The sequence below is a fragment of the Iodidimonas sp. SYSU 1G8 genome, from assembly GCF_039655775.1.
GTDB lineage: Bacteria > Pseudomonadota > Alphaproteobacteria > SMXS01 > SMXS01 > RI-34.
The window spans coordinates 1,866,786-1,887,956 of the sequence record NZ_JBBYXJ010000001.1 but is presented as its reverse complement, the minus strand read 5'-3'; the positions used below and the strand labels follow the sequence as shown (position 1 = coordinate 1,887,956).

Sequence of the window (21,171 nt, the reverse complement as noted above, 5' to 3'; positions counted from 1 at the left end):
AAAAGTTCAGGAAGACTGTTACCGTCCGCATCGCCTGCGGGCGAGGTGTGGGGCCTCGACCGGTCAGCGCCGGATAATGGGGGAGACAGTCATGACCACGAAGACATTGTTGGCGCGAGCATCGCTCGCCGCATTGAGTGTGATTTTGCCCGGCACCAGCGGTGCTTTCGCCCAGGACGCTGCGGTGGCGGCGGATGGGCCGGGCCCGCGGCGCGTGATCGAAAACGTGATCGTTCAGGCGCAGAAGCGGTCCGAAACGGTACAGACGGTGCCCATCGCCATGACGGCGTTCAGCGGCGACGAGCTGGAACGGAAATTCGCCAAGGACATCGCCGATTTCAGCGGCTCGACGCCGAATGTCCAGCTGGCGCCCGAGGGCATCTCGCCCTTTGCATCCTCCTTCTTCATGCGCGGGCTGGGGACGGACGAGCGCGAATCGTTCAGCGATCCGTCCGTGGCCGTGGTCGTCGACGGGGTGACGGAAGCGCGGGCCAGCGTCGCGCTGACCGACCTGCTCGATATCGAATCGGTCGAGGTCCTGCGCGGGCCGCAGGGGACGCTCCAGGGCCGGAACGCCACGGCGGGCGCCATTCTGGTACGCCGCGCCGCGCCGGACGTCAGCGAATTCCAGGCCATGGGCGGCATGCTGGCGGGAAACTACGGACGGTTGGAAGCCAAGGGCATGGTGAACGTGCCGCTGGTAGATGGTGTCGCGGCGTTCCGGCTGGCCGTCAAGTCGTCCACGTCGGACGGCTTCTACGAAAACCGCTTCAGCAACGAGAAGGTCGGCGGTCAGGACCGGATCACGCTGCTGCCCAGCTTCAAATATGTCACCGACAATTTCGATATGGTGCTGCGCGGCGAGTTCGTGCGCGTACGCGGTGATTCCTCGACCCTGCTGGCCTACAACACCTGCCGGGTCGATCCGACCCTGATGGCATCGTCGGGCGGCGCCAACGATGCCATGGTGGACATCCTGGCGCAGCAATTCGGCGGTGACGTCGCCGCGGCCAGCTGCGCGCGCGAGCCCGACAAGGAATCGTACGCCATCAACCAGAACCGCCCGCAGGGCGAGTTCAACGATCTCGACGTCTGGGGCATCACCGGCGAGATGAACTACACGCTGCCCGATATCGGCACGATCACTTATATCGGCAATTACCGTCATACCGATGAGCACTCGACCCTCGATCCCGACGGGACCGTCGGCAGCCTTTTCTCGTCCAACGACTTCACCAGCCATTACCAGACGTCGCACGAACTCCGGTTCGCCTCGGAATTCTCCGACTTCGTGGATTTTGTCGCCGGCGTGCTCTACCTGCGGCAGGCCTATGATCTCGACCGCACCCAGTTTCTCGGCTTCGTCGCGCCGCCGGCCCAGATCGAGTTCAACATGGGCTCGGCCCAGCGCAACGAACAATGGGGCCTGTTCGCCCAGGCCAACTGGCATCTGACCGACCGGCTGACGCTGGTCACCGGCGCACGCTATTCGGCGGACAAGAAGCGCATGGACATCTGCGCCGCCGCGCCGGGCGACTGCGCCGGCCGGATCGAGACGCTGGATGAGTCCTGGACCAATGTCAGTCCCCGGATCGGCCTCAATTACCAGCTCGCGGATACGCTGTTCGCCTATGGCTACTGGGCGCGCGGCTTTCGGGCGGGCGGCTTCAACGGCAACGCGTCGTCGGCGGCGCTGGCGGGTCCGTACGATCCCGAGCGGGTCGATACCTACGAGGTCGGCTTCAAGTGGGACGGCTTCGACAACATGCTGCGCGTCAACGGCGCGGCGTTCTGGATGGAAGCGAAGGGCCTGCAGCGCAGCATCTCGAAGCAGTCTCCCTCGGGCTCGGTCGACGTCATCACCGACAACGCGGCGAGCGCCCGGCTGCGCGGCCTGGAACTGGAAGTGACGGCGTTGCCGTTCCGGGGCTTCTCCCTGTCCGGTTCGGTCGGATATCTGGACGCCAAGTACACCGACTATTGCGAGGATCTGAACGGCGCGACGCCGAACGATCCGTCGTTGCTGCCCTGTGGCCCCGCGGTCGGCCTCACCCAACCCGTCGACCTCACGGGGCTGCCGCTCAACCGCGCGCCCAAGTGGAATGCGCGGCTTGCCGGCACCTACGACTTTCCGGTGGGCGACGCCGGCACGCTCAGCCTGAACGCCGAATGGATCTATGAATCGAGCCAGCTCACGACCCAGGCCGGTTTCCCCACGGGCACGGTGAACGGCATCACCAACTACAATGGCGTCGTGGTCTCGCCGCTGCGCGGACCGTCCAACATCGTCAACGCCAGCATCACCTGGTACGATGCCGATGACCGCTACCGGGTCGCGGTGTTCGGCAAGAACCTGACCAACGAGATCTATATCCTGCGCACCTCGACCATTTCGGGTGTGTGGAATTTCGCCATGCTCAACGCGCCGCGCACCTACGGCATCGAGCTTACCTACAACTTCTGAGGCAGAGGCGGGGCGGGACAGGTGCGGCTCCTGTCCCGGCCATGCTGGCGCGGTCCGCGTTCATGCCGTATATCGATACTCCATGCATGTTCGCTTTCTCGTGGGAATGCTCGACGGCACGTCGGGCAGCGGTGCCTATAACAAACGCCTGATCGAGGCGTTCGCGGCGCGTGGCCATCAGGTCAGCGTGATCGCGCGCCAGAGGGCGGCGCTGGACGGCGTCACCCTGCATCATCTGCCGCCGGCTGATTACGGCAACGGATTGATGTGGCGGATGAACCTGCCTCTTTCCCTGCGGCGCGGCGCGCGTCAGGTCCAGCGCCTCGATTGTCGGGCGCCGGATGTCACCATCGGCAGCGAGCACACGTTTCTGCGCGGACATGCGCGGAAGTTTCCCGGCCGGCCCTGGGTCTATTTCCCACATTCCTACACCTATCCGGACGAGATCGCCCGCTTCAGCACGCCTGGCCTGCACCGCCGGCTTTCCGTGCGGTCGGCCTTGGGATTGCAGCGCTGGGCGGTTGCCCATGCGGACACGACGGTCCGGCTGAGCCGCAGCAGCGCCGAGGGTATCATGGATCGCACCGGCATCACCGATCCGGCCCGTTTCACCATCATGCCGCCGGCCACGTGGGCCACCGGATCGCGCCGTTTCCGCGCGGCCGATGCGCCGCTCCGCTTCCTGGTGGCCGGGGCGCTGCATGAGAGCAAGCGCGTGTCGCTGGTGCTGCACGCCCTTCTGGCGCTGCCCGCCGATGCCCGCTGGGAATGCGACATCGTCGGCGACGGCGACGAGCGGGAGGCGCTCGAGGCGCTGGCGGCGAGCGCCGGACGGCCGCTTCCCATCCGTTTCCACGGCGCCCAGCCCGATCTGACTCCGTTCTACCGTGCCGCCGACGTGCTGCTGTTCCCGTCCCGGCTGGAGCATGCCGCGCTCGTTCTGATGGAGGCGATGGTCAATGGCCTGCCGGTGCTGGCGCTGGACAGCCGCACGCCCGGCATCCAGACCGCGACCAACGAAATCGTCGATGACGGAGAAACCGGGTGGCTGCCGCGGTCGGACGAACAGTTCATCGCCATGCTGCACCGGCTGGTCGCTCATCCCGCAATGACGGACAAACCCTCGGACCGGGCGTTCGAGGTCGCGGCGAAGCGGTTCGATTTCGACCGGCACGTGACGCGGTGGGAAGGAATCCTCGGCGAGGCGCTCTCGCGCTGACCGTCAGCCCGCGCGGTCGCCGGTGGACAGAAACCTGCGGCCGCCCGCGTCCAGAACCGCCGCGGTCAGCCGTCCGGAATGGTAGGCGCCGGTATCGACCGCCACCCGGTGGGGCAGGTCGACAGGATCGGTAACCTGCGAATGACCATGGACGACGCACAACCCCCCGAAGCCGTCGGCCGAGAGAAATTCGCGACGGATCCACAGCAGATCCTGAGTGTCCTGGCGCTCCAGCGGGATGCGGGGCCGGATGCCGGCATGGGCAAAGACATAGTTGCCCCAGCGATGGCTCACCGCCAGCGCATCGAGGAACGCGCGATGTGCCGGTGGCAGCGCCTCGGCGAGGCGCGCCGAAATTTCCGCATGATCGATCCTGTCGCTTCCAACGCGCACGCCGTAGCTCAACACCGTATCGGCGCCGCCCGTGGCGAACCAGGCGGGCCCGACAGCCGGATCCTCCAGAAAGTCCAGCATCAACTGTTCGTGGTTGCCCTTGAGGAAGACCGGATCGAAGCGGCTGTCGATGCCCTCCAGCACGAAGTCGATCACGCCCGCGCTTTCCGGTCCGCGATCCACGTAATCGCCCAGCAGGACGATGCGGCACGGCGCTTCGGTGCCGGCGGCATCCTGCTCGATCAGCCGGTAAAGCGCCCGCAACAGGTCGAGGCGCCCATGGACATCGCCGATGGCATAGACGCGTCCCCCTGTGGGCGCGCCGGCGACGGGTTTGGTTTTGTGACGGAATAGGCGGTTCAGCATGGCTGTGTAATTTGATCGGCGACCCATGATATCCAGCGCCGACGGCGAAAGACGCGTGCAAAGCATCGCGACGAGAAGGGCGAAAGTGCGGTGCCGCCCAAAAAACGCCATTTTTGGCCGCTTTTTGGGTAGCGGGATGCCGAACAGCGACAGTGATCTGTCGCCGCGGCCCCTCGTTTACGTCTTCGGGAATCGCTTTTGCCCTTCTATCTGCTCCTCTTCATCGTCTGCGCCGCGCCGCTGCCCTTTGGCGCCGTGCAGGTCGGCGCGTGGAGCCTGCTGGTGCTCTCCGCCGGCTTTCTGCTCGCAGTGTGGGGCGGCATGGTGGCGCTCGGCAAGGCGCCGGCGATCACCGGGACGCGGCCCCTGCGCTGGGCGGCGGTGGCCTTCGTGCTCGCCATGGCGTGGATCGTGATCCAGACAGCGTCCTGGACGCCCGCGGCGTGGCATCACCCGGTGTGGACCATGGGCGCCGACGGGCTGGGCGTGCCTCTCGCGGGCCGCATCTCCCTGGACCCGCAAGCCGGCATTCTCGGGCTGACGCGCCTGCTCGCCTATGCGGCGATCTTCTGGCTGGCGGTGCAGTATGGCCGTGATGCCGGGCGGGCGACGCGGGGGCTCACCATCTTCGCCGTCTCCGGCGCCGCGGCCTCGGGCCTCGCGCTGTTGATCTGGGGAGTCGGGCTGGAAGCCTTTCTCTGGTTCGACCGCGACTTCATCGAGGCGCAGACGCAGCGCGGCGCGCGGCTGGCGATTCCCTTCGTCAATCCCAATCATCTGGCCAGCTTCGCGGGGATCGGTCTGATCTGCGCCGTCGGCCTGCTGATCGGCGAAACCCGTGGCCTGTGGCGGCCTGAGACCGAATCGCGCGAAAAGTTGCGCCGGTTCATCGAGAACGTGGTGGTGACCCGCTGGTATCTGATTGCCGCGGTGCTGGTCTACGTCGCCGTGCTGCTGCTCAGCCGCTCGCGCGGCGGCCTGCTCGCGGCGCTGCTGGGCGTGGCGTGCCTCGTCGTCGCGGTGCTATGGCGCCAGCGTCCCACGATCAGCGCCGCCATGGTCGCGACGGTCGCTGTCCTTGGCGTCGGAGCGGTCGTCTTCGCCCCTAGCGCCGGGCGCATGGCCGACCGGGTCGCCGGGACCGAAATGGGCATGGACCAGCGGCTGACCATCTACCGGAACACCATCGACGCCGTCGCCGCGTCGCCTTGGCTCGGCTATGGCCATGGCGGATTTCCATCGCTCTATCGGATGTATGACGAGGATGACGTGACCCAGGTGGTCGAGGCCGCGCACAGCACCGTGCTCGAGACGGTCGCGGAACTCGGGATTCCGGCCGCGCTGGTCCTGTTCACCGCCATGCTGATTCCCGTTGGGCTCTGCTGGCGGGGTGTCGTGCGGCGACGGCGGGACCAGCATCTGCCGGCCATCGCCGCCGCCATGTCCGTCGCCGTCATAATACACTCTATGGTTGATTTCCCACTGCAGATTCCTGCGCTCGCAACTGCGTTCAGTTTCATCATGGGGCTCGGCGTTGCACAATCAACGAGTTCTAAGTCTCGCTAACCTATTTAAATAAAAATAGAAATTTATTCTTTGTCTGACTTTTTCCGCTTTGAGGCTTTTCGCACTGCGAAAAGCGTGATACAACCATAGGCATTATTGGGCACCTTCAAAAACTGTGAGGCTCGTTATGGCAACATCCTTTACGAGGCTAATCCATGTTATGGGCTTTGGGGCTATCTTGACGGCGGGTGTGGCGCACGCGGAAGAAAACGTGTTGCCGGATCCACTGGCGCAACAACTGAGTGCTCTGATTCAGAGCTCTTTGGACGGCAGTATCGACCCCGGCATCTTCGCGCTGGCGTCGCAGAACCCGGCCTATTCGGATGAGATCGCCTGCATCTCGGTGCAGTTCTTCGGGCAACCGGATCTCATCCAGGAGCAGATTCTGCAAGGAGTCTCGGACCCTCAGCAACAGCAGGCTGTGAGCACCGCCGTTCAGGCATGTTCCCAGAAGGATGTTGCGGGCGGATACGGCGCGGCGATCGCGTCGTTCAATCAGGGATTGGTCGGCGGCGACATCAACACGCTGTCGAATACGCAGGACACCACGTCGCCCATTGCGCCGTAGGTCCGGTTACCGATCCATCCGCCAAACCTGAAGGGAGCAGGCAAGTCTTTGCCTGAATAAAGAATGTTGCGTCGGACACGTAAGTGTTTGGTGGGCGCGTCGGCGTGCACCATCCTGACCATGGGCGCCACGGGTGCGTGGGCTCAACTCGCGGACAATCAAAACGGGAATACCGTGCTGACCCGTCCCGGACCCTACGATCCAGTGGGTTTCCGGTCGGGTCCCATCTATTTCTTCCCTTCTGTCTCTGTGCTGGGCCAGTACAACGACAACATCTATGCGGAAGATGCCAACAAGCGCGGCGACGAAATCCTCATCATCCGTCCCGAGCTGCAGGTGCAGACCGACTGGTCGCGTCACGAATTGCAGCTCTTTGCCGGTGGTGAGTTCGGTCTCTACGAGGATTATACCGACGAAGATTACCAGGACTATCAGGTCCAGGGTAAGTTCCGTCTCGACATCAGCCGCGCCACCAACATCCTCTTCGAGGCGGGGCGCGCGCGCGATCACCAGCAACGCGGTGATCCCGAGGAAGTCGAGGGCCTCGATCCGACGAAGTTCGACCGGACCGACGCCAAGGTGCAGGTCAATCAGTCGCTGGGCCGCATGCAGCTGTCCGGCGGCGCCAGTTACCGGCGTCTGGACTTCAAGGATGTGGCGGCGGTCGGCGGTGGCTTCATCAACAATGATGACCGTGACCGCGACATGTTTGTCGCCAACGCCAAAGCCGCCTTCGAATTCTCGCCGGGTTACAGCGTGTATGGCGAATTCGCCTACAACTGGCGCGATTTCGATGAGGCGGTCGATGATGTGGGCATCGATCGCGATTCGGAAGGCTACGAGATCACCGGCGGTCTCCAGATGGAGATCACCAACCTGATCCAGGGCGAAATCTGGGGCGGTTACCTGCAGCAGAAGCCCGACGATCCGAGCCTCGCCAAGATCAAGGGGCCGTCCTTCGGCGCCAACATCGACTGGAACGTCACCCCGCTCACCACCATCGGTCTGCGCGGGCAGCGGACGGTCGAGGATAGTCAGTTCATCAACGCGTCCGGCTTCTTCGCGGACCGGGGGCGTCTGACGGTCGATCACCAGCTGCGCGACAATCTCACGGTCAGCGTATTCGGCGAGATCGGCCAGGACGATTACCGCGGCATCGTGCGGAATGATTTCCGCTATGCGGCGGGGGCGTCCGTCGAGTGGGCGCTCAACCGGCATCTCGCCGCGACGTTCGCCTACACCTATCAGGGGCGGGACACGGATTTCGTTGGAATCGATGATTTCAGCCGAAATCTTTTCGCTGTAGGCCTGAAAGCCCGCTACTGATCCTTATATCAGAAGTATTGGGGTTTCCATGGGTTGGAATCCCTCTACTTCGGAGGTTTGAATGAGAGACTGGGGGCGTGATTCCATGAGGATATTGGCGGCTATTCTGTTGATATTCTTGTCAGTTCCAGCGCTTGCCGACGCTCAGGTCGCGGGATATCGTCTCGGATCGGGCGATGAGGTGAAGGTTACTGTCTTCAACCATGCCGATTTGTCGGGACAATTCACCGTTAATGGCGAGGGCATGATCTCGCTTCCCCTGGTGGGCGACATCAAGGCGGGCGGCATGACGCCCGACGAGGTGGAGGTCGGCATCAAGGAAGCGCTCGAACCCGAATATCTCAAGAACGCATCCGTTAATGTGGACGTGCTCAACTACCGGCCGTTCTACATCCTGGGCGAAGTCAACAAACCGGGCAGTTATCCCTATGTGGCGGGCATGCGCGTGGTCAACGCCGTGGCCTTGTCGGGTGGCTACACGGTGCGCGCCAGCCAGGGAAAGATCTTCATCGAGCGCGGCGGCCAGAAGAAAATTCCGGCCGATCCGCAAAGCGCGGTGCTGCCTGGCGACATTGTCCATGTACCCGAACGGTTCTTCTGATTGGCGGAACGATCGGTCCATGGACACGCAGTCCTCGCACGGGCAGGCGTCCGGGCGGCAAGAACACTAACAGTCGGATCGTAAGACCATGGATCAACGCACGCCGCACGCCCTGACCCGCGACTGGAGCTTCGAGCCGAAAGCCACGGACGAGCAAAAGGACGGCATCGACGTCATGGGATTCGTCGCCTCGCTATGGCGGCGCAAGGCCATCGTTCTGGCGGTGGCGGCGCTGCTGTTCGTCCTCGGCCTGATCTACACCTTCCAGTTGACCCCGCGCTATGAAGCCATGGCGACCATGCGGGTCGGCGGCCCGACCTCCAACGTGGTCGATATCGAGGCGGTGCTCCAAGGACCGGGGCAAGGGCAGGGCTTCGTCGAGACCGAAGTCGGCGTCATCTATTCACGCGACCTGATCGGCCGGGTCGTGGACAAGCTGAACCTGCTGGACGATCCGGACTTCAATCCCACTCTGCTGCCGCCGAAGGAGCCGAGCGCGTGGCGCTTCATCAACCCGCTCTATTACCTCGGCCTCGTCTGGGAACTGGCGTTCCCGCCCTCGACCACCGTGGGCGAGGGGATGACGGAGGAGGAGAAGCGGGCGCGGCTGCGCAGCAACGCGGTCGATCAGATCATCGGCATGATGAAGGTCAGCCAGCAGGGCTTTTCCTCCATCATCCAGATCAGGGTCGAATCGCCCAAGCCGGCGACCTCGGCGCGCCTCGCCAACGCCATCGCCGATCAGTATCTCGTCAGCCAGTTCGAAGCGAAGTTCAACGCCGCCGAGCGCGCCAGCGCGTGGCTGAACGAACGGCTCGGCAGTCTGCGGACCGAGGTCGAGGCGGCCGAGCGCGCGCTCGAGGGCTATCGCGCCAAGTCGGGCCTGATGTCCAGCGGCAACGAGACCTCGCTGCTCTCGCAGCAGGCGTCGGAAGTCAATGCCCAGATGATCATGGCCAAGACCGACGCGGCGACGGCGCAGGCCCGGCTGTCGCGCATGGAACAGATGTACAAGACCGGCGGCCTCGAGGCGGTCGCCAAGATCCTGGATTCCGAGGCGATCGCGCGGCTGCGGGCCCAGGAATCCGATCTGGCCCGCCAGGCGGCGGACCTGTCGCAGGAATTCGGCGAGCGGCATCCCAAGATGGTGTCGCTGCGCGCCCAGGTCGCCGACACGCGCGAGCAGATCAAGGCCGAGGTCGACAAGATCATGGCCAATCTGCGCAATGACGCGGCGGTCGCCCAGACCCGTTACAGCACGCTCGCCGGCAGCCTGCAGTCGCTGCAGAGCCAGGCCGGCGACAACAGCAGTGAAGCGGCGCAGCTGCGCATGCTGGAGCGCGAGGCCGAAGCCAAGCGGGCGCTGTTCGATACCTTCCTGAAGCGTTTCCAGGAAACCTCGGCGTCCGAGGACCTGCAGCAGGCCGACGCGGACATCATCTCGCGCGCCGAAGTGCCGCGCATAGCCAGCTTCCCGCCGACGCAGCAATATCTCCTGATCTTCGCCCTCCTGTCGCTCGGCGGCGGCGTCGGCGCCGCTCTCTTCGTCGATCGCATCCTGGACCGCGGCTTCCGCCGCATGGACCAGCTGGAGCAGGCGACGGGACTGCACGCGCTGAGCTCGATCCCCATGGTCAAGGACGGCGACCTGATCAAGACGGTGCTGGACAAGCCCAACTCGAGCTTCGCCGAAGCGCTGCGCAATCTTCACACCGGCATCAAGCTGTCCAGCGTGGACGAAGACCCGAAGATCATCCTCATGGTCTCGGCGGTGCCTGGCGAAGGCAAGACGGCGGTGTCGACCAGCCTTGCGGCCATGCTGGCGAAGTCAGGTCACCGGGTGCTTCTGGTCGATACCGATCTGCGCCGCGGCCGCAGCCACGAGCGGCTCGGCCTGTTGCCGGAGCCGGGTCTCGTCACACTGCTGCTGGAGCATCGCGCCATCAGCGAGATCGCCCAGCGGCATGAGGCCAGCGGCCTCGACGTCATTGTCGGCGGCGGCGCCGTGCGCAGTCCACAGGACCTGCTGGGCTCCAAATCCATGCGGGAGTTTCTCGAACACGCCAGCACCCTCTATGACTACGTCATCGTCGATACACCGCCGTCCAGCATCGTCAGCGAGGCGCGCCTGCTGGCCGCCGCGGGCGACCGTGTCGTCATGATCACCCATTGGAACCGGACGCCGCGCAGCATGGTCACGGCCGCCGTCCGTCAGCTGACGGAAGCCGGCGCGCATTTCGCCGGTGCCGTGCTGTCACAGGTCGGTGAACGTGGCGCGCTGATCTACGGCTACGATTCCTACAGCCCGTACTACGGTAAGTATGGTGAGTACTATCAAGACTGACGCCCGCAGATCCTTCGACGTCCGGCGCGTCGCGGCGGCGTCCGCCGGCCTGGTCGCGGGCTTCGTGTTGATCGCGTTGTCCGGTCCGCTGGCGACCGGGGCGATCGCCGCGCTCCCCGGTGACGGCGCGGCGCTGGCCCTGCGCCACCGGGCGCCGGTCACCGACGACGACCTGCTGACGGTGATCGAGAGCCGGTCCAGCGCCCTGCGTCACTACGGCGCGGACGAATGGCGGCGCGAACTGGCGACCGCCTCGGCGATGCCGCGCGGCGGTGCGCCTGCCTCCCGGGAAGCCCTTGTCCGCGCGGCGGACCAGACCAGGAAGGTGCTGGCGCACACCCCGGCCAGCGCGCAGGACTGGTTGCGGCTGGGTCTGCTGGAGGCGCGTCTCGGCGAAAGGAAGGCGGCGGCGGCGCATTTGTCGACGGCGCTGCTGACCGGCGCCGACATGCCGCGTCTGCGGATCGGGGTCATCGGCCTCGGCTACCATCTCTGGCCCGCCCTCTCGGCCGATGTCAAACGACAGGTCATGACCGCGATGCGTCACGAGTGGCGGGATGGGCGGCAGCGGAAGTTCCTGATCCAGCAGGCGCGAGACGTGGGGTACCTGCCGCTGCTGGCGCTGGTGCTGCACGATGAGCCGGGATTCCGCCCGTTGCTGGCGAGGATGTCACGATGAGCCTTCAATCAGACCGGTCTGTATCTGGCAATAGATGGTTCGTGGCGCAGACGTCGCCGCGCAAGGAGGCGGTCGCGCTGGCCAACCTGCACAACCAGGGCTTCCTCGCCTATTGCCCCCGCGTTGCCCGTACCAAGCGCCATGCCCGCAAGTTCACCACGGTCCGCGAGCCGCTGTTTCCGGGCTATGTCTTCGTTGCCATCGACCTGGCGGACCAGCCCTGGCGGAGCATCAACGGCACGCTCGGCGTCACCCGGATACTGACCGATACCGCGGGTCCCGTCGCCATGCAGGCTGGTCTCGTCGAACATCTCATTCACACCACAGAGGGCGCGAGGCCCGCCGAGGATCTGGTCGGGCAGGATGTCCGCCTTCGGACGGGGCCGTTCGCCGACTTCGTCGGCCGTGTCATCGGCCTGACCGCCGGCCAGCGGGTGAATGTCCTGCTGCGCCTGATGAACCGTGACGTCGTGCTGGGGATGAACCCGGCCGATCTGGACTTGATGGGCCTGGCCGCCTGAGCGGGCGCCGGCGACCTGATTTTTTAAGTCATGGTGCCAATAAAACGCTGATCGTCTCGGTCGACCTCAGTCACCGAAAGTGCGGTAGCGTGCCTGAAGGGCGCCTGTTGTTTAGTGAATTCTGTCGGAATGTTTGAAGGCCTTCTGTGTGGAAGGCGGGCTGGATGATCGAAAGAGTTGAAAGGCGGCGGTCCACGGACCGCAAACGGCGAAACGCGGGGACAGTCAACTGTGATCGCAACTCAAAGTACGTAGGGATATGACAAAGAAAGCACTCATCACGGGCGTCACGGGCCAGGACGGCGCCTATCTGACCGAACTGCTGCTCTCGAAGGGGTATCAGGTTCATGGCGTGAAGCGGCGTTCGTCGTCGTTCAACACCGGCCGCATCGACCATCTGTACGAGGATCCTCATGAAGAGAATCCGAAGCTTTTCCTGCACTATGGCGACATGACCGATGCGACCAACCTTATCCGCATCGTTCAGGAAACCCAGCCGGACGAAATCTATAATCTGGCGGCGCAGAGCCATGTGCAGGTGAGTTTCGAAACGGCCGAGTACACGGCTAACGCCGATGCCATCGGCACCCTGCGGCTGCTGGAGGCGATCCGGCTGCTCGGCATGACCGGACGGACCCGCTTCTACCAGGCCTCGACCTCGGAACTGTATGGCAAGGTGCAGGAAATCCCGCAATCCGAGAAGACGCCGTTCTATCCCCGCTCGCCCTACGCCGCCGCCAAGCTGTATGCCTACTGGATCACGGTGAACTACCGCGAGGCCTATGGCATCCATGCCTCCAACGGCATTCTGTTCAATCATGAAAGCCCTATCCGGGGCGAAACCTTCGTCACCCGCAAGATCACCCGCGCGGTGGCCGCCATCCATCATGGCCTGCAGGAGCGGCTCTATCTCGGTAATCTCTCCGCCAAGCGCGACTGGGGGCATGCCCGCGACTATGTGGAAGGCATGTGGCGCATCGTCCAGCACGAGACGCCGGACGATTTCGTGCTCGCGACGGGCGAAACCCGAACGGTCAAGGAATTCGTCGAGCGGGCCTTCGCCGAGGTCGGCATCGAGATGGTCTGGCGCGGCGAGGGCGTGGAGGAGATCGGCGTCGACCGCAAGTCGGGCCGTACCCTGGTGCAGGTCGATCCCAAATATTTTCGTCCGACGGAAGTGGAAATCCTGATCGGTGATCCCGCCAAGGCCAAGCGTGAGCTGGGCTGGTCGGCGACAACCAGCTTCGAGACCCTGGTGCGCGAGATGGTGGCCGAGGATCTGAAGACGGTGGCCGACGAAGCCCACCGCCGGCGGCTGGACGAAGATCGCGGCCGTCCGAAAATGTGGGCGGTCGGCGCATGAAACAGATGGAAGACGGGATCCTCGGCGAGGGTGTGGTTCCCGCCCGCCGCTATGAGCTGGAAGGCAAACGGGTCTGGGTCGCCGGACATCGCGGCATGGTCGGCCAGGCCCTGGTGCGCCGGCTGGCCTCGGAAGGCTGCGAGATCGTGGCGGCCGACAGGGCGGCCATCGATCTGCGCCGCCAGCGCGATGTTGAGGAATGGGTCGAGGACGCGCGGCCCGACGCCGTTTTCGTCGCGGCGGCCAAGGTGGGCGGCATTCTCGCCAACAGCACCTATCCGGCCGATTTCCTCTACGACAATCTCATGATCGAGGCCAATGTGATCGAAGCCTCGCGCCGGGCCGGCGTGCGCAAGCTGGTGTTCCTGGGCTCGTCCTGCATCTATCCCAAGATGGCGCCGCAGCCGATCCCCGAAGAGGCCCTGCTCTCGGGCCCGCTCGAGCCCACCAATGAATGGTACGCCGTCGCCAAGATCGCGGGCATCAAGCTCTGCCAGGCCTATCGCCGCCAGTACGGCAGCGATTTCATCTGCGCCCAGCCCACCAACCTCTACGGCCCGGGCGACAATTTCGACCTCGACAGCAGTCACGTCCTGCCCGCCTTGTTGCGCAAGGCCCACGACGCCAGGCGCTCGGGCGCATCCCGGCTGACCGTGTGGGGGTCGGGCACGCCCCTGCGGGAATTCCTGCATGTGGACGATCTGGCCGATGCCGTGGTGTTTCTCGCCAAGAACTATTCGGGCGACGAGATCGTCAATGTCGGCACGGGCGAGGAAGTGTCGATCCGGCAACTGGCCGAGCAGGTCTGTGCCACGGTCGGGTTCACCGGCGCGCTGGAGTTCGACCGCTCCAAGCCCGACGGCACGCCGCGCAAGCTTGTCAGCAGCGAGAAACTGGCCCGGCTCGGCTGGCGCGCCTCGACGGATCTCGCTGCCGGGCTGGAGCGTACCTATCGCTGGTACTGCGAGCACGAGGGGCATCTGAACGAACGGGTGCTGGCCGGCGGAAACGCTTGAGCGAAGCCATGGCGCATGGACTCCTCCACAAGACCGTTCTTCCCGACGCTGACACCGGCCCGAGGCTGGATATCGGCGTGGTGACCTCCAGCATCTCGCGCAATGCGGGCGGTCTCTTCGAATCCGTCCGGGCCGGCGCGATCGGGTTGCACAAGCTGGGTCACGCCGTGAGCGTCTACGGCATCGAGGACGTCCATGCCGACGAGGATGCGCCGGCCTGGGCGCCTATCTCGGTGCGCCGGTTCCGCCATTCGGGCCCCGCCGCATTCGGGTACTCCCGCTCGCTCGGCCGTGCGCTGGACGACAGCCGGCATGACCTGCTGCATCTGCACGGGCTGTGGATGTTCCCATCCGTCGCCGTGTCCCGCTGGCGGGCCAGAACCGCCCGGCCGGTGGTGATCTCGCCGCGAGGCATGCTCGATCCATGGGCCTTGCGCAACAGCGCCCGGCGCAAGCGGATCGCGCGGCTGGTGTTCGAGGATCGCAATCTGCGCGGCGCCGCCTGCCTGCATGCCCTGGCACAGGCCGAGGCGGACGCCATGCGCGCGATCGGCCTGACCAACCCCATCGCGATCATTCCCAACGGCATCCACCTTCCCGACCTGACGCAGATGCCGCCGCGACCCGACTGGATGGATGGACGTCGCACCCTATTGTTCCTCGGCCGCATTCACCCGAAAAAGGGCCTGTCGGAGACGCTGGCGGCCTGGGCGCTGCTGGAGGCCCGGGCACCGTGGCTGTTCCGCCGCTGGCGCTTGGCCATCGCCGGATGGGATGATGGCGGGCACCTGACGGGCCTGCGGCAACAGGCCGAAGATCTGGGCATCTCCGAGGATGTGGTGTTTCCCGGCCCGCTGTTCGGCGCGGACAAGGCCGCGGCGCTGCGTCACTCGGACGGCTTTATCCTCGCCTCCCATTCCGAGGGGCTGCCCATGTCGGTGCTGGAGGCGTGGGCATACAGGCTTCCGGTCTTCATGACCGACGCATGCAATCTGCCCGAAGGCTTTGCCGCGGGTGCCGCGGTGCGCATCGAACCCGAGCCCGCCGACATCGCCGCGCGCCTCGCCGAACATCTCGACGGCGGCGCCACCGGCATCATGGCGGTGGCGGGGCGCGATCTGGCGGCCTCCCGGTTTTCATGGTCGGCGATCGCGGGCGAACATGCGGCGCTCAACGCGTGGCTGACCGGCGGCGGGCCGCGCCCCGATTGCGTCCGTCCATGACCGATCCCTCGACACAGTCCCGCCGCGACCGGCTCAACGAGGCCGCGCTCGGCACCGGGCATCTGATGGACAATCTCGGGCGCCGGACGGCGCGGGGCGGACTGCTGGCGCTGGGAGCCCAGGTCGCCCGCATCGGCATCTCGCTGGTCAGCATCGCCGTGATGGCGCGTCTTCTCGCTCCGGCCGATTTCGGTCTGGTCGCCATGGCGGCGACGGTCACGGCCTTCGCCATGCTGTTTCAGGATCTCGGCCTGTCGGCCGCCACCGTGCAGCCCGAGACTATCGACCAGAATACGGTGAGCGCCCTCTTCTTCATCAACAACGCGGTCGGACTGGGCCTGTTCGTGCTCACCGCCGGCGCGTCGCCGCTGGTCGCCCTGCTGTTCGACGACCCGCGCGTGCAGCTGTTGACGCTGGTCATGGCGCTGACCATTCCGCTGACGGCGCTCGGCGCCCAGCATCGCGCGCTGTTGCAGCGCGGCATGCACTGGGGCGCGCTGCAGGGGATCGGCGTGGCCGGCCAGCTGCTGGGGGCGGCCATCGGCATCGGCCTCGTCATCTTCACCGACATCGGGTACTGGGCCCTGGCCGCGCAGGCGCTGTCGGCTGCCGCGGGGCAGACGCTCATGCTGTGGATCGCGTCGTCATGGCGGCCCTCGCTGGTCGGGGACTGGGCCGCCGCGCGCCCGGCCTTGCAATTCGGCCTGTATCTGACGGCGTTCAGCGTCGTGAACTACATGCACCGCTATGCCGACAATATCCTCATCGGCTGGCGGCTCGGCGCGGTCGAGCTGGGCTTCTACTCGCGGGCCTACACCATCATGTCGCTGCCGCTTCAGGTGGTGAACGGACCGGCGGGCACGGCGGTGATCGGCGCTCTCAGCCGGCTTCAGTCGCGACCGGTGGAATGGGCGCGCATGTACGTGGATTCGCTGGTGGTGCTGACCTTCGCGTCGGCGCCGGTGGCCGGCCTGCTGATCTATGCGGCCTCGGAAATCATTCGGCTGCTGCTCGGGCCCAATTTCGCGGAATCGACCGACATCTTCCGGGCGCTGGCGATCGGCATCTTCGCCCAGCCGATCATGAGCTCGACCGGCTGGCTGTGGATCTCCACCGGCAAGACGCGTCGCATGTTCAAGTGGGCGCTGATGGCGGTGCCGGTTCTGGTGCTGTCGATGGTCGCGGGCCTTGCCTATGGCGCCATCGGCGTGGCGATCGCCTATTCCGTGACATTCACCGTACTGACGCCGGTCTGCACGATCTTCGCGGCGCGGCAGCTGCCGATCAGCGTGGCCGAAATCTACACGGCGATTTCGTGGCCGCTTCTGGCCTCGCTCGCGGCGCTCGGCGTCTGCATCAACATTCACCTGCCCTTCGCGCCCGACAGCATCGCCATGCTGGCCGCCAAGACCATCGTCTATGGCGTGGCCTATCTGGTGGCCGCCGCGATCATCGGGACGCTGTACGGGCAGCAGAGGCGGCGCCTGGTGGCGTCTGTCAGGGTCTTTTTCGGCATGAACAGGCAGACAAGTGAGGCGGCCGGTTGAGTACGATGGGTAAGGAAGTCATCAAACATTGGGGCACGCGCGCCGTAGGGCTCCTCTACCGCGCGGGCCTGAACAGGGTCAGCAAGCTGCGGTATAGCGGCCGGCCATCCCGGCAACTGGAGATCGGACCGGGTCCCGCCCGCATGCCGGGATTCGAGACGCTCAACGTGCTGTGGTGGCCGAACGTGGACTACGTCGCTGACGCGGCCAAGCGTTTGCCGTTCAGGGAAGCGACCTTCGATCTGGTCTACGCCAGCCATGTGCTCGAGCACATTCCCTGGTACCAGACCGAGACCGTGCTGCGCGAATGGCGGCGGGTGCTCAAGCCCGGCGGACGCCTGGAGCTGTGGGTGCCGAACGGGCTGGAAATCTGCCGCGCTTTCGTCGAGGCCGAGGAAGGCCGGGCGAACGACATCGACCGCGACGGCTGGTACCGCTTCAACGACGAGAAGGATGCCGCAAAATGGGCGGCGGGCCGCCTGTTCTCCTATGGCGACGGCAAGGGCACGCCGGGACATCCCAACTGGCATCTCGCCCTCTTCTCCGAACGGTATCTGAGCGATCTGCTGGGCCGGGCGGGCTTTAGCGACTGCAAGCCTTTGCCGCCGGGCAGCGCGCGCGGCTACGACCACGGCTGGATCAATCTGGGCGTCTGCGGCACCAAGGCCGATGCAGTATCGTAGCTTCCGCGACCTGGCGACGCTGATCAATCGGCAAGCCCATCGCATCAATCGAATGGGCGCGGACATCGTGCTGGGCATTCCGCGCAGCGGTATGTATCCGGCGCTGGTGATGTCCTCGCTCCTCAACAAGCCGGTCGCCGATCTGGATGGCTTCATTGCGGGCCACGTCATGAGCCATGGAAAGACCCGGGCGCTGCCGGGCTGGTCGGCGTCGGCCGGCGATTACAGGACGGCGTTGGTGGTCGACGACAGCGTGCATTCAGGTGCGGCCGCCAGTGCTGCCCGGAAGAAGCTGCAAGCCGCGTTCCCTGAGCTGAAGGTGATCGTGCTTGCCGTCTATGGCTCCAAAGACTGGGCGCATCACGTGGATGACGTCCTCGAGACCTGCCCATTCCCTCGTATCTTCGAATGGAACATGTTGCATTCATGGGTGCTCGAGAAGGCTTTATTCGATCTCGATGGCGTATTTTGCCGGGATCCAGATGACAGCGAAAATGACGATGGCGACCGTTACCGTCAGTTCCTGCGCGAGACGCAGCATTTCGCACTGCCCGGGGGGGCCGTGCGGGGGATCGTGACCAGTCGGCTGGAGCGCTATCGTCCAGAGACCGAGGCCTGGCTAGCGGATCACGGCGTCAAGTACCGGCATCTCCATATGCTCGATCTGCCGAGTGCCGCCGAACGCCGCCGGCTCGGGGCACACGCCAAATTCAAGGCGGATGTCTACCGGGGTGATCCCGACGCGCTGCTGTTCGTGGAAAGCGAACCCGCGCAGGCCCGCGAGATCACGCGCCGCTCGGGCAAGCCGGTGCTGGACTACCGGAACATGGTCCTCGCCTCCCCGGACAAGATCACCCCGGGGTATCAATACACAAAATCATCGCAGCTGCTGCAGCGTATCCGCCGCGCGCTCGTCCGGCGCGTCAGGATCGGCCGCCATGCGGGAGCCTGACATTCATTCCCTGTTGCCGGCAGCCATGGCGCCGTTGCGGAATGACGCGCTGCACGGCGTCCGGATTGGCATCGTCGTGCGCGAATGGAGCCCACAGTTCGGCGGTAATATCAGCCTTGGCATTCTCGCTGGCCATCTTGCCGCGTCCGGCGCCGAGATCACCTTCTTGCTGACGGAGAGCGATGTCGAGCCTTCCGCGCGGCATGACGGCATGCGGTATGTCGCTGTCTCGCAAGGCCGCGGATCGCTCTCGGCCTTGGTGCGCGAGAGTTTGCGGCAAGACATGCTCATCATTGTCGGCGAGAAGCCCAGATTGGCCTTCCTAGCGCTCCAATGGCTTCGACCGGTCGTTTTCCTCAGGCTGGATACGATCCTGACCTGTCCTGCGGGCACGCGCTATCTGCCACGCTCGTCGGCCGTCTGTGGCCGAAATGTCGGCTTGTCGTGCCTTGCTGTTCACGACAGCGAAGGGTGTCTGGGCGGCCTCTCGCGAACCCGTCAGCTGGCCCGGATCGCTGCGCGCGTTTCCGACATGCTCCTGCTCCGAGGGTTCAGGAATTTCGCGGCCAACAGTCACGCATGCGCTTCTCGCCACCGGCGTCCTGCCCGCGTCTTCCATCCGCCCTGCCCCAAACCGGTCAGCCTTGTGCGAGAGTACGGAAGCGCAGACCTCATTTTTGTCGGGCGTCTGGCGGAGAGTAAAGGCGGGGTTGATACCATCGATATTCTGGCTCGCGCCACTCGCGCCGGGACTCTGCATGTAGTCGGCGACGGACCGGCCCGCCCGGCCATGGAGGCCGCCGCCGCCAAAGCCGGCATTCAGCAGCGCGTGATCTTCCACGGCTGGATGGGCGCCGAACAGCGGGACGCTCTGATCCTCCGCTGCGGCGTTACTATCATGTGCAGCAAATGGGACGAGGCCTTTGGCCGGATTGGACCCGAGAGCTTCGCGCTTGGCACGCCGGTCGTTGCCTATGATGTGGGCGGCGTATCGGAATGGTGCAAGACCCCGGCGGGCCGACTGGTGGCCTGCGGCGACACGGCAGACGCCGCGATGGCCGTCGACCGGTTCCTGTCTGATCGCGAGATCTGGAACGAGGCGTCCAATGCCGCCCGACGCTTTGCGGCGGCCTTTACCGATGATGCCTATGCGGCGCAGTGGATTGCCTACATCAAGGAACTGCTGGGCGCGCGTCGGGAAGCCGCAAGCAGATGAAAATCCTCGTCTACACTCATGTTTTCTGGCCGAGTGTCGGAGGGACGGAGGAGGTAGTTCGTCTGTTGGTTCAGGAGTTCGCTTCTCTGGGACATCAGGTCACCGTCGTGACGGAAACGCCGGCGGCGACTCCGGAAGGCCAGGAAGCCTATGCCATCGAACGCCAACCAGGCGTCGCCAAGCTCATCAAGTTGGCTCTCGATGCTGATGTCTGCCTCATGATCGGCGCCAGTCTGCGGGCCGCGCCTGCGTTACTTCTGGCTCAGTGTCCGGTCGTCGTATCCCACCACATCTATCTGCAGAAATGGAGCCCCGCCGGTTCGGCGCCGGGCCTTGTGGCCAGAACGAAACAAGGGCTGAAGCGGCTTGCCTGCACCTTGGGGCCGAACCTCTATACGAGCCATGGCTTCCGCGATGCCGCCGGGGGAAGCGGCGAGATCATTCGCAATCCGTTCGATATCGACCGGTTCCGCGACGCGGCCCAAGACGAGGCCAAAGACAAGGACCGCGACATCGTGTTCGTGGGTCGGATGATCCCGGAAAAGGGCTGCATCGATCTGATCGACGCCGTTTCCTTGCTCGACACGGCGGGCATGCAGGTTTCCGTGACCCTGATCGGCGAGGGCACGGAACGGGCCCTGCTGGAGCGTAAGGTCTACGAGCGTGGCCTGGATGGCATGATCCGTTTCGCGGGACAGATGACCGGTGCCGATCTGGCGCGGATGTTGTCGCGGCACCGGCTCATGGTCGTGCCGTCCCGGTGGCCCGAGCCGTTCGGTATCGTCGCGCTTGAAGGAATGGCCAGCGGCTGTGTCGTCATCGGCACCGAACTGGGCGGACTTCCCGAGGCGATCGGTCCGGGCGGCGTCGTCGTGCCGCCGGCAAACCCGAAGGCCATCGCCGACGCCGTGCGGGCGTTGCTCGCCGATGACGATCTCTGCCGTCGGTACCGCCACGCCGGCGCCGGGTTCGCGGCGCTGCATGCGCCCCGGGACGTTGCACGGGACTACATCGAGGTACTTGGTCGCGCCGTGCGCGGGCGCCGCTCCGGCGGCGAACCGCATTCCAGAGTCGTCCGTCGTCTACCGCCGGACGGCAAACATTCCTCCAGATCGGGCTGACGC

Annotated in this window: 18 protein-coding genes; 17 read left to right on the top strand and 1 reads right to left on the bottom strand. The window is 65.1% G+C overall.

Annotation, left to right across the window (positions count from 1 at the left end):
- Positions 1–91 precede the first annotated feature (91 nt).
- Positions 92–2,464 carry a TonB-dependent receptor gene (locus WJU17_RS09010; protein WP_346326988.1) on the top strand — a complete coding sequence of 791 codons (2,373 nt, stop codon included), beginning with the start codon at positions 92–94 and terminating at the stop codon, positions 2,462–2,464.
- An 82-nt stretch (positions 2,465–2,546) separates the two neighbouring features.
- A complete protein-coding gene (locus tag WJU17_RS09005; protein ID WP_346326987.1) occupies positions 2,547–3,683 on the top strand; it encodes a glycosyltransferase family 4 protein in 1,137 nt (378 codons plus the stop codon).
- Between the two features lie 3 nt (positions 3,684–3,686).
- On the opposite strand, the gene WJU17_RS09000 is transcribed toward WJU17_RS09005, so the two are convergent.
- Entirely contained in the window at positions 3,687–4,442 is a 756-nt protein-coding gene (locus tag WJU17_RS09000; RefSeq protein WP_346326986.1) for a metallophosphoesterase, read from the bottom strand.
- 198 nt (positions 4,443–4,640) lie between these two features.
- On the opposite strand from WJU17_RS09000, the gene WJU17_RS08995 reads away from it, so the two are divergent.
- The 15 genes from WJU17_RS08995 to WJU17_RS08925 all read left to right on the top strand — a co-directional run bounded on the left by WJU17_RS08995 (position 4,641) and on the right by WJU17_RS08925 (position 21,168).
- Complete coding sequence (locus WJU17_RS08995) at positions 4,641–6,008, top strand: O-antigen ligase family protein (protein WP_346326985.1); 1,368 nt, start codon at positions 4,641–4,643, stop codon at positions 6,006–6,008.
- 178 nt (positions 6,009–6,186) lie between these two features.
- Positions 6,187–6,576, top strand: coding sequence for a hypothetical protein (locus WJU17_RS08990; protein ID WP_346326984.1), 390 nt, complete (start codon positions 6,187–6,189; stop codon positions 6,574–6,576).
- Between the two features lie 174 nt (positions 6,577–6,750).
- Complete coding sequence (locus tag WJU17_RS08985; RefSeq protein WP_346326983.1) at positions 6,751–7,902, top strand: outer membrane beta-barrel protein; 1,152 nt, start codon at positions 6,751–6,753, stop codon at positions 7,900–7,902.
- Positions 7,903–8,020: 118 nt separating this feature from the next.
- Entirely contained in the window at positions 8,021–8,503 is a 483-nt protein-coding gene (locus tag WJU17_RS08980; protein WP_346326982.1) for a polysaccharide biosynthesis/export family protein, read from the top strand.
- Positions 8,504–8,591: 88 nt separating this feature from the next.
- On the top strand, positions 8,592–10,847 hold the full coding sequence (locus WJU17_RS08975) for a polysaccharide biosynthesis tyrosine autokinase (protein ID WP_346326981.1): 2,256 nt from the start codon (positions 8,592–8,594) through the stop codon (positions 10,845–10,847).
- Complete coding sequence (locus tag WJU17_RS08970; RefSeq protein WP_346326980.1) at positions 10,828–11,526, top strand: hypothetical protein; 699 nt, start codon at positions 10,828–10,830, stop codon at positions 11,524–11,526. Before WJU17_RS08975 ends, WJU17_RS08970 begins: the two co-directional genes overlap by 20 nt.
- Positions 11,523–12,047, top strand: coding sequence for a transcriptional activator RfaH (locus tag WJU17_RS08965; RefSeq protein ID WP_346326979.1), 525 nt, complete (start codon positions 11,523–11,525; stop codon positions 12,045–12,047). The genes WJU17_RS08970 and WJU17_RS08965 overlap by 4 nt, the downstream gene beginning before the upstream one ends.
- A 259-nt stretch (positions 12,048–12,306) precedes the next feature.
- A complete protein-coding gene (gene gmd, locus WJU17_RS08960; protein ID WP_346326978.1) occupies positions 12,307–13,410 on the top strand; it encodes a GDP-mannose 4,6-dehydratase in 1,104 nt (367 codons plus the stop codon).
- A complete protein-coding gene (locus WJU17_RS08955) occupies positions 13,407–14,426 on the top strand; it encodes a GDP-L-fucose synthase (RefSeq protein WP_346326977.1) in 1,020 nt (339 codons plus the stop codon). Before gmd ends, WJU17_RS08955 begins: the two co-directional genes overlap by 4 nt.
- 8 nt (positions 14,427–14,434) lie before the next feature.
- Positions 14,435–15,649, top strand: coding sequence for a glycosyltransferase (locus WJU17_RS08950; protein ID WP_346326976.1), 1,215 nt, complete (start codon positions 14,435–14,437; stop codon positions 15,647–15,649).
- The gene (locus WJU17_RS08945) at positions 15,646–17,196 is read left to right on the top strand and encodes a lipopolysaccharide biosynthesis protein (RefSeq protein WP_346326975.1); all 1,551 of its coding nucleotides are present in this window, start codon (positions 15,646–15,648) and stop codon (positions 17,194–17,196) included. Before WJU17_RS08950 ends, WJU17_RS08945 begins: the two co-directional genes overlap by 4 nt.
- 5 nt (positions 17,197–17,201) lie before the next feature.
- Positions 17,202–17,879, top strand: a complete 678-nt coding sequence (locus WJU17_RS08940; RefSeq protein WP_346327424.1) for a methyltransferase domain-containing protein — start codon at positions 17,202–17,204, stop codon at positions 17,877–17,879.
- A complete protein-coding gene (locus WJU17_RS08935) occupies positions 17,866–18,831 on the top strand; it encodes a phosphoribosyltransferase (protein WP_346326974.1) in 966 nt (321 codons plus the stop codon). The genes WJU17_RS08940 and WJU17_RS08935 overlap by 14 nt, the downstream gene beginning before the upstream one ends.
- Positions 18,818–20,047, top strand: coding sequence for a glycosyltransferase (locus WJU17_RS08930; protein WP_346326973.1), 1,230 nt, complete (start codon positions 18,818–18,820; stop codon positions 20,045–20,047). The genes WJU17_RS08935 and WJU17_RS08930 overlap by 14 nt, the downstream gene beginning before the upstream one ends.
- A gap of 65 nt (positions 20,048–20,112) precedes the next feature.
- The gene (locus WJU17_RS08925; RefSeq protein WP_346326972.1) at positions 20,113–21,168 is read left to right on the top strand and encodes a glycosyltransferase family 4 protein; all 1,056 of its coding nucleotides are present in this window, start codon (positions 20,113–20,115) and stop codon (positions 21,166–21,168) included.
- Positions 21,169–21,171: the final 3 nt, after the last annotated feature.

What these genes read in the sequence shown, in the direction of transcription:
- WJU17_RS09005 (WP_346326987.1), top strand. Translation starts at nt 2,547, where the DNA reads ATGCATGTTCGCTTTCTCGTGGGAATGCTCGACGGCACGTCGGGCAGC.
- WJU17_RS08950 (WP_346326976.1), top strand. Translation starts at nt 14,435, where the DNA reads ATGGCGCATGGACTCCTCCACAAGACCGTTCTTCCCGACGCTGACACC.
- WJU17_RS08955 (WP_346326977.1), top strand. Translation starts at nt 13,407, where the DNA reads ATGAAACAGATGGAAGACGGGATCCTCGGCGAGGGTGTGGTTCCCGCC.
- WJU17_RS08965 (WP_346326979.1), top strand. Translation starts at nt 11,523, where the DNA reads ATGAGCCTTCAATCAGACCGGTCTGTATCTGGCAATAGATGGTTCGTG.
- WJU17_RS09000 (WP_346326986.1), bottom strand. Translation starts at nt 4,442, where the DNA reads ATGCTGAACCGCCTATTCCGTCACAAAACCAAACCCGTCGCCGGCGCG.
- WJU17_RS08935 (WP_346326974.1), top strand. Translation starts at nt 17,866, where the DNA reads ATGCAGTATCGTAGCTTCCGCGACCTGGCGACGCTGATCAATCGGCAA.
- WJU17_RS09010 (WP_346326988.1), top strand. Translation starts at nt 92, where the DNA reads ATGACCACGAAGACATTGTTGGCGCGAGCATCGCTCGCCGCATTGAGT.
- gmd (WP_346326978.1), top strand. Translation starts at nt 12,307, where the DNA reads ATGACAAAGAAAGCACTCATCACGGGCGTCACGGGCCAGGACGGCGCC.
- WJU17_RS08945 (WP_346326975.1), top strand. Translation starts at nt 15,646, where the DNA reads ATGACCGATCCCTCGACACAGTCCCGCCGCGACCGGCTCAACGAGGCC.
- WJU17_RS08930 (WP_346326973.1), top strand. Translation starts at nt 18,818, where the DNA reads ATGCGGGAGCCTGACATTCATTCCCTGTTGCCGGCAGCCATGGCGCCG.
- WJU17_RS08940 (WP_346327424.1), top strand. Translation starts at nt 17,202, where the DNA reads ATGGGTAAGGAAGTCATCAAACATTGGGGCACGCGCGCCGTAGGGCTC.
- WJU17_RS08975 (WP_346326981.1), top strand. Translation starts at nt 8,592, where the DNA reads ATGGATCAACGCACGCCGCACGCCCTGACCCGCGACTGGAGCTTCGAG.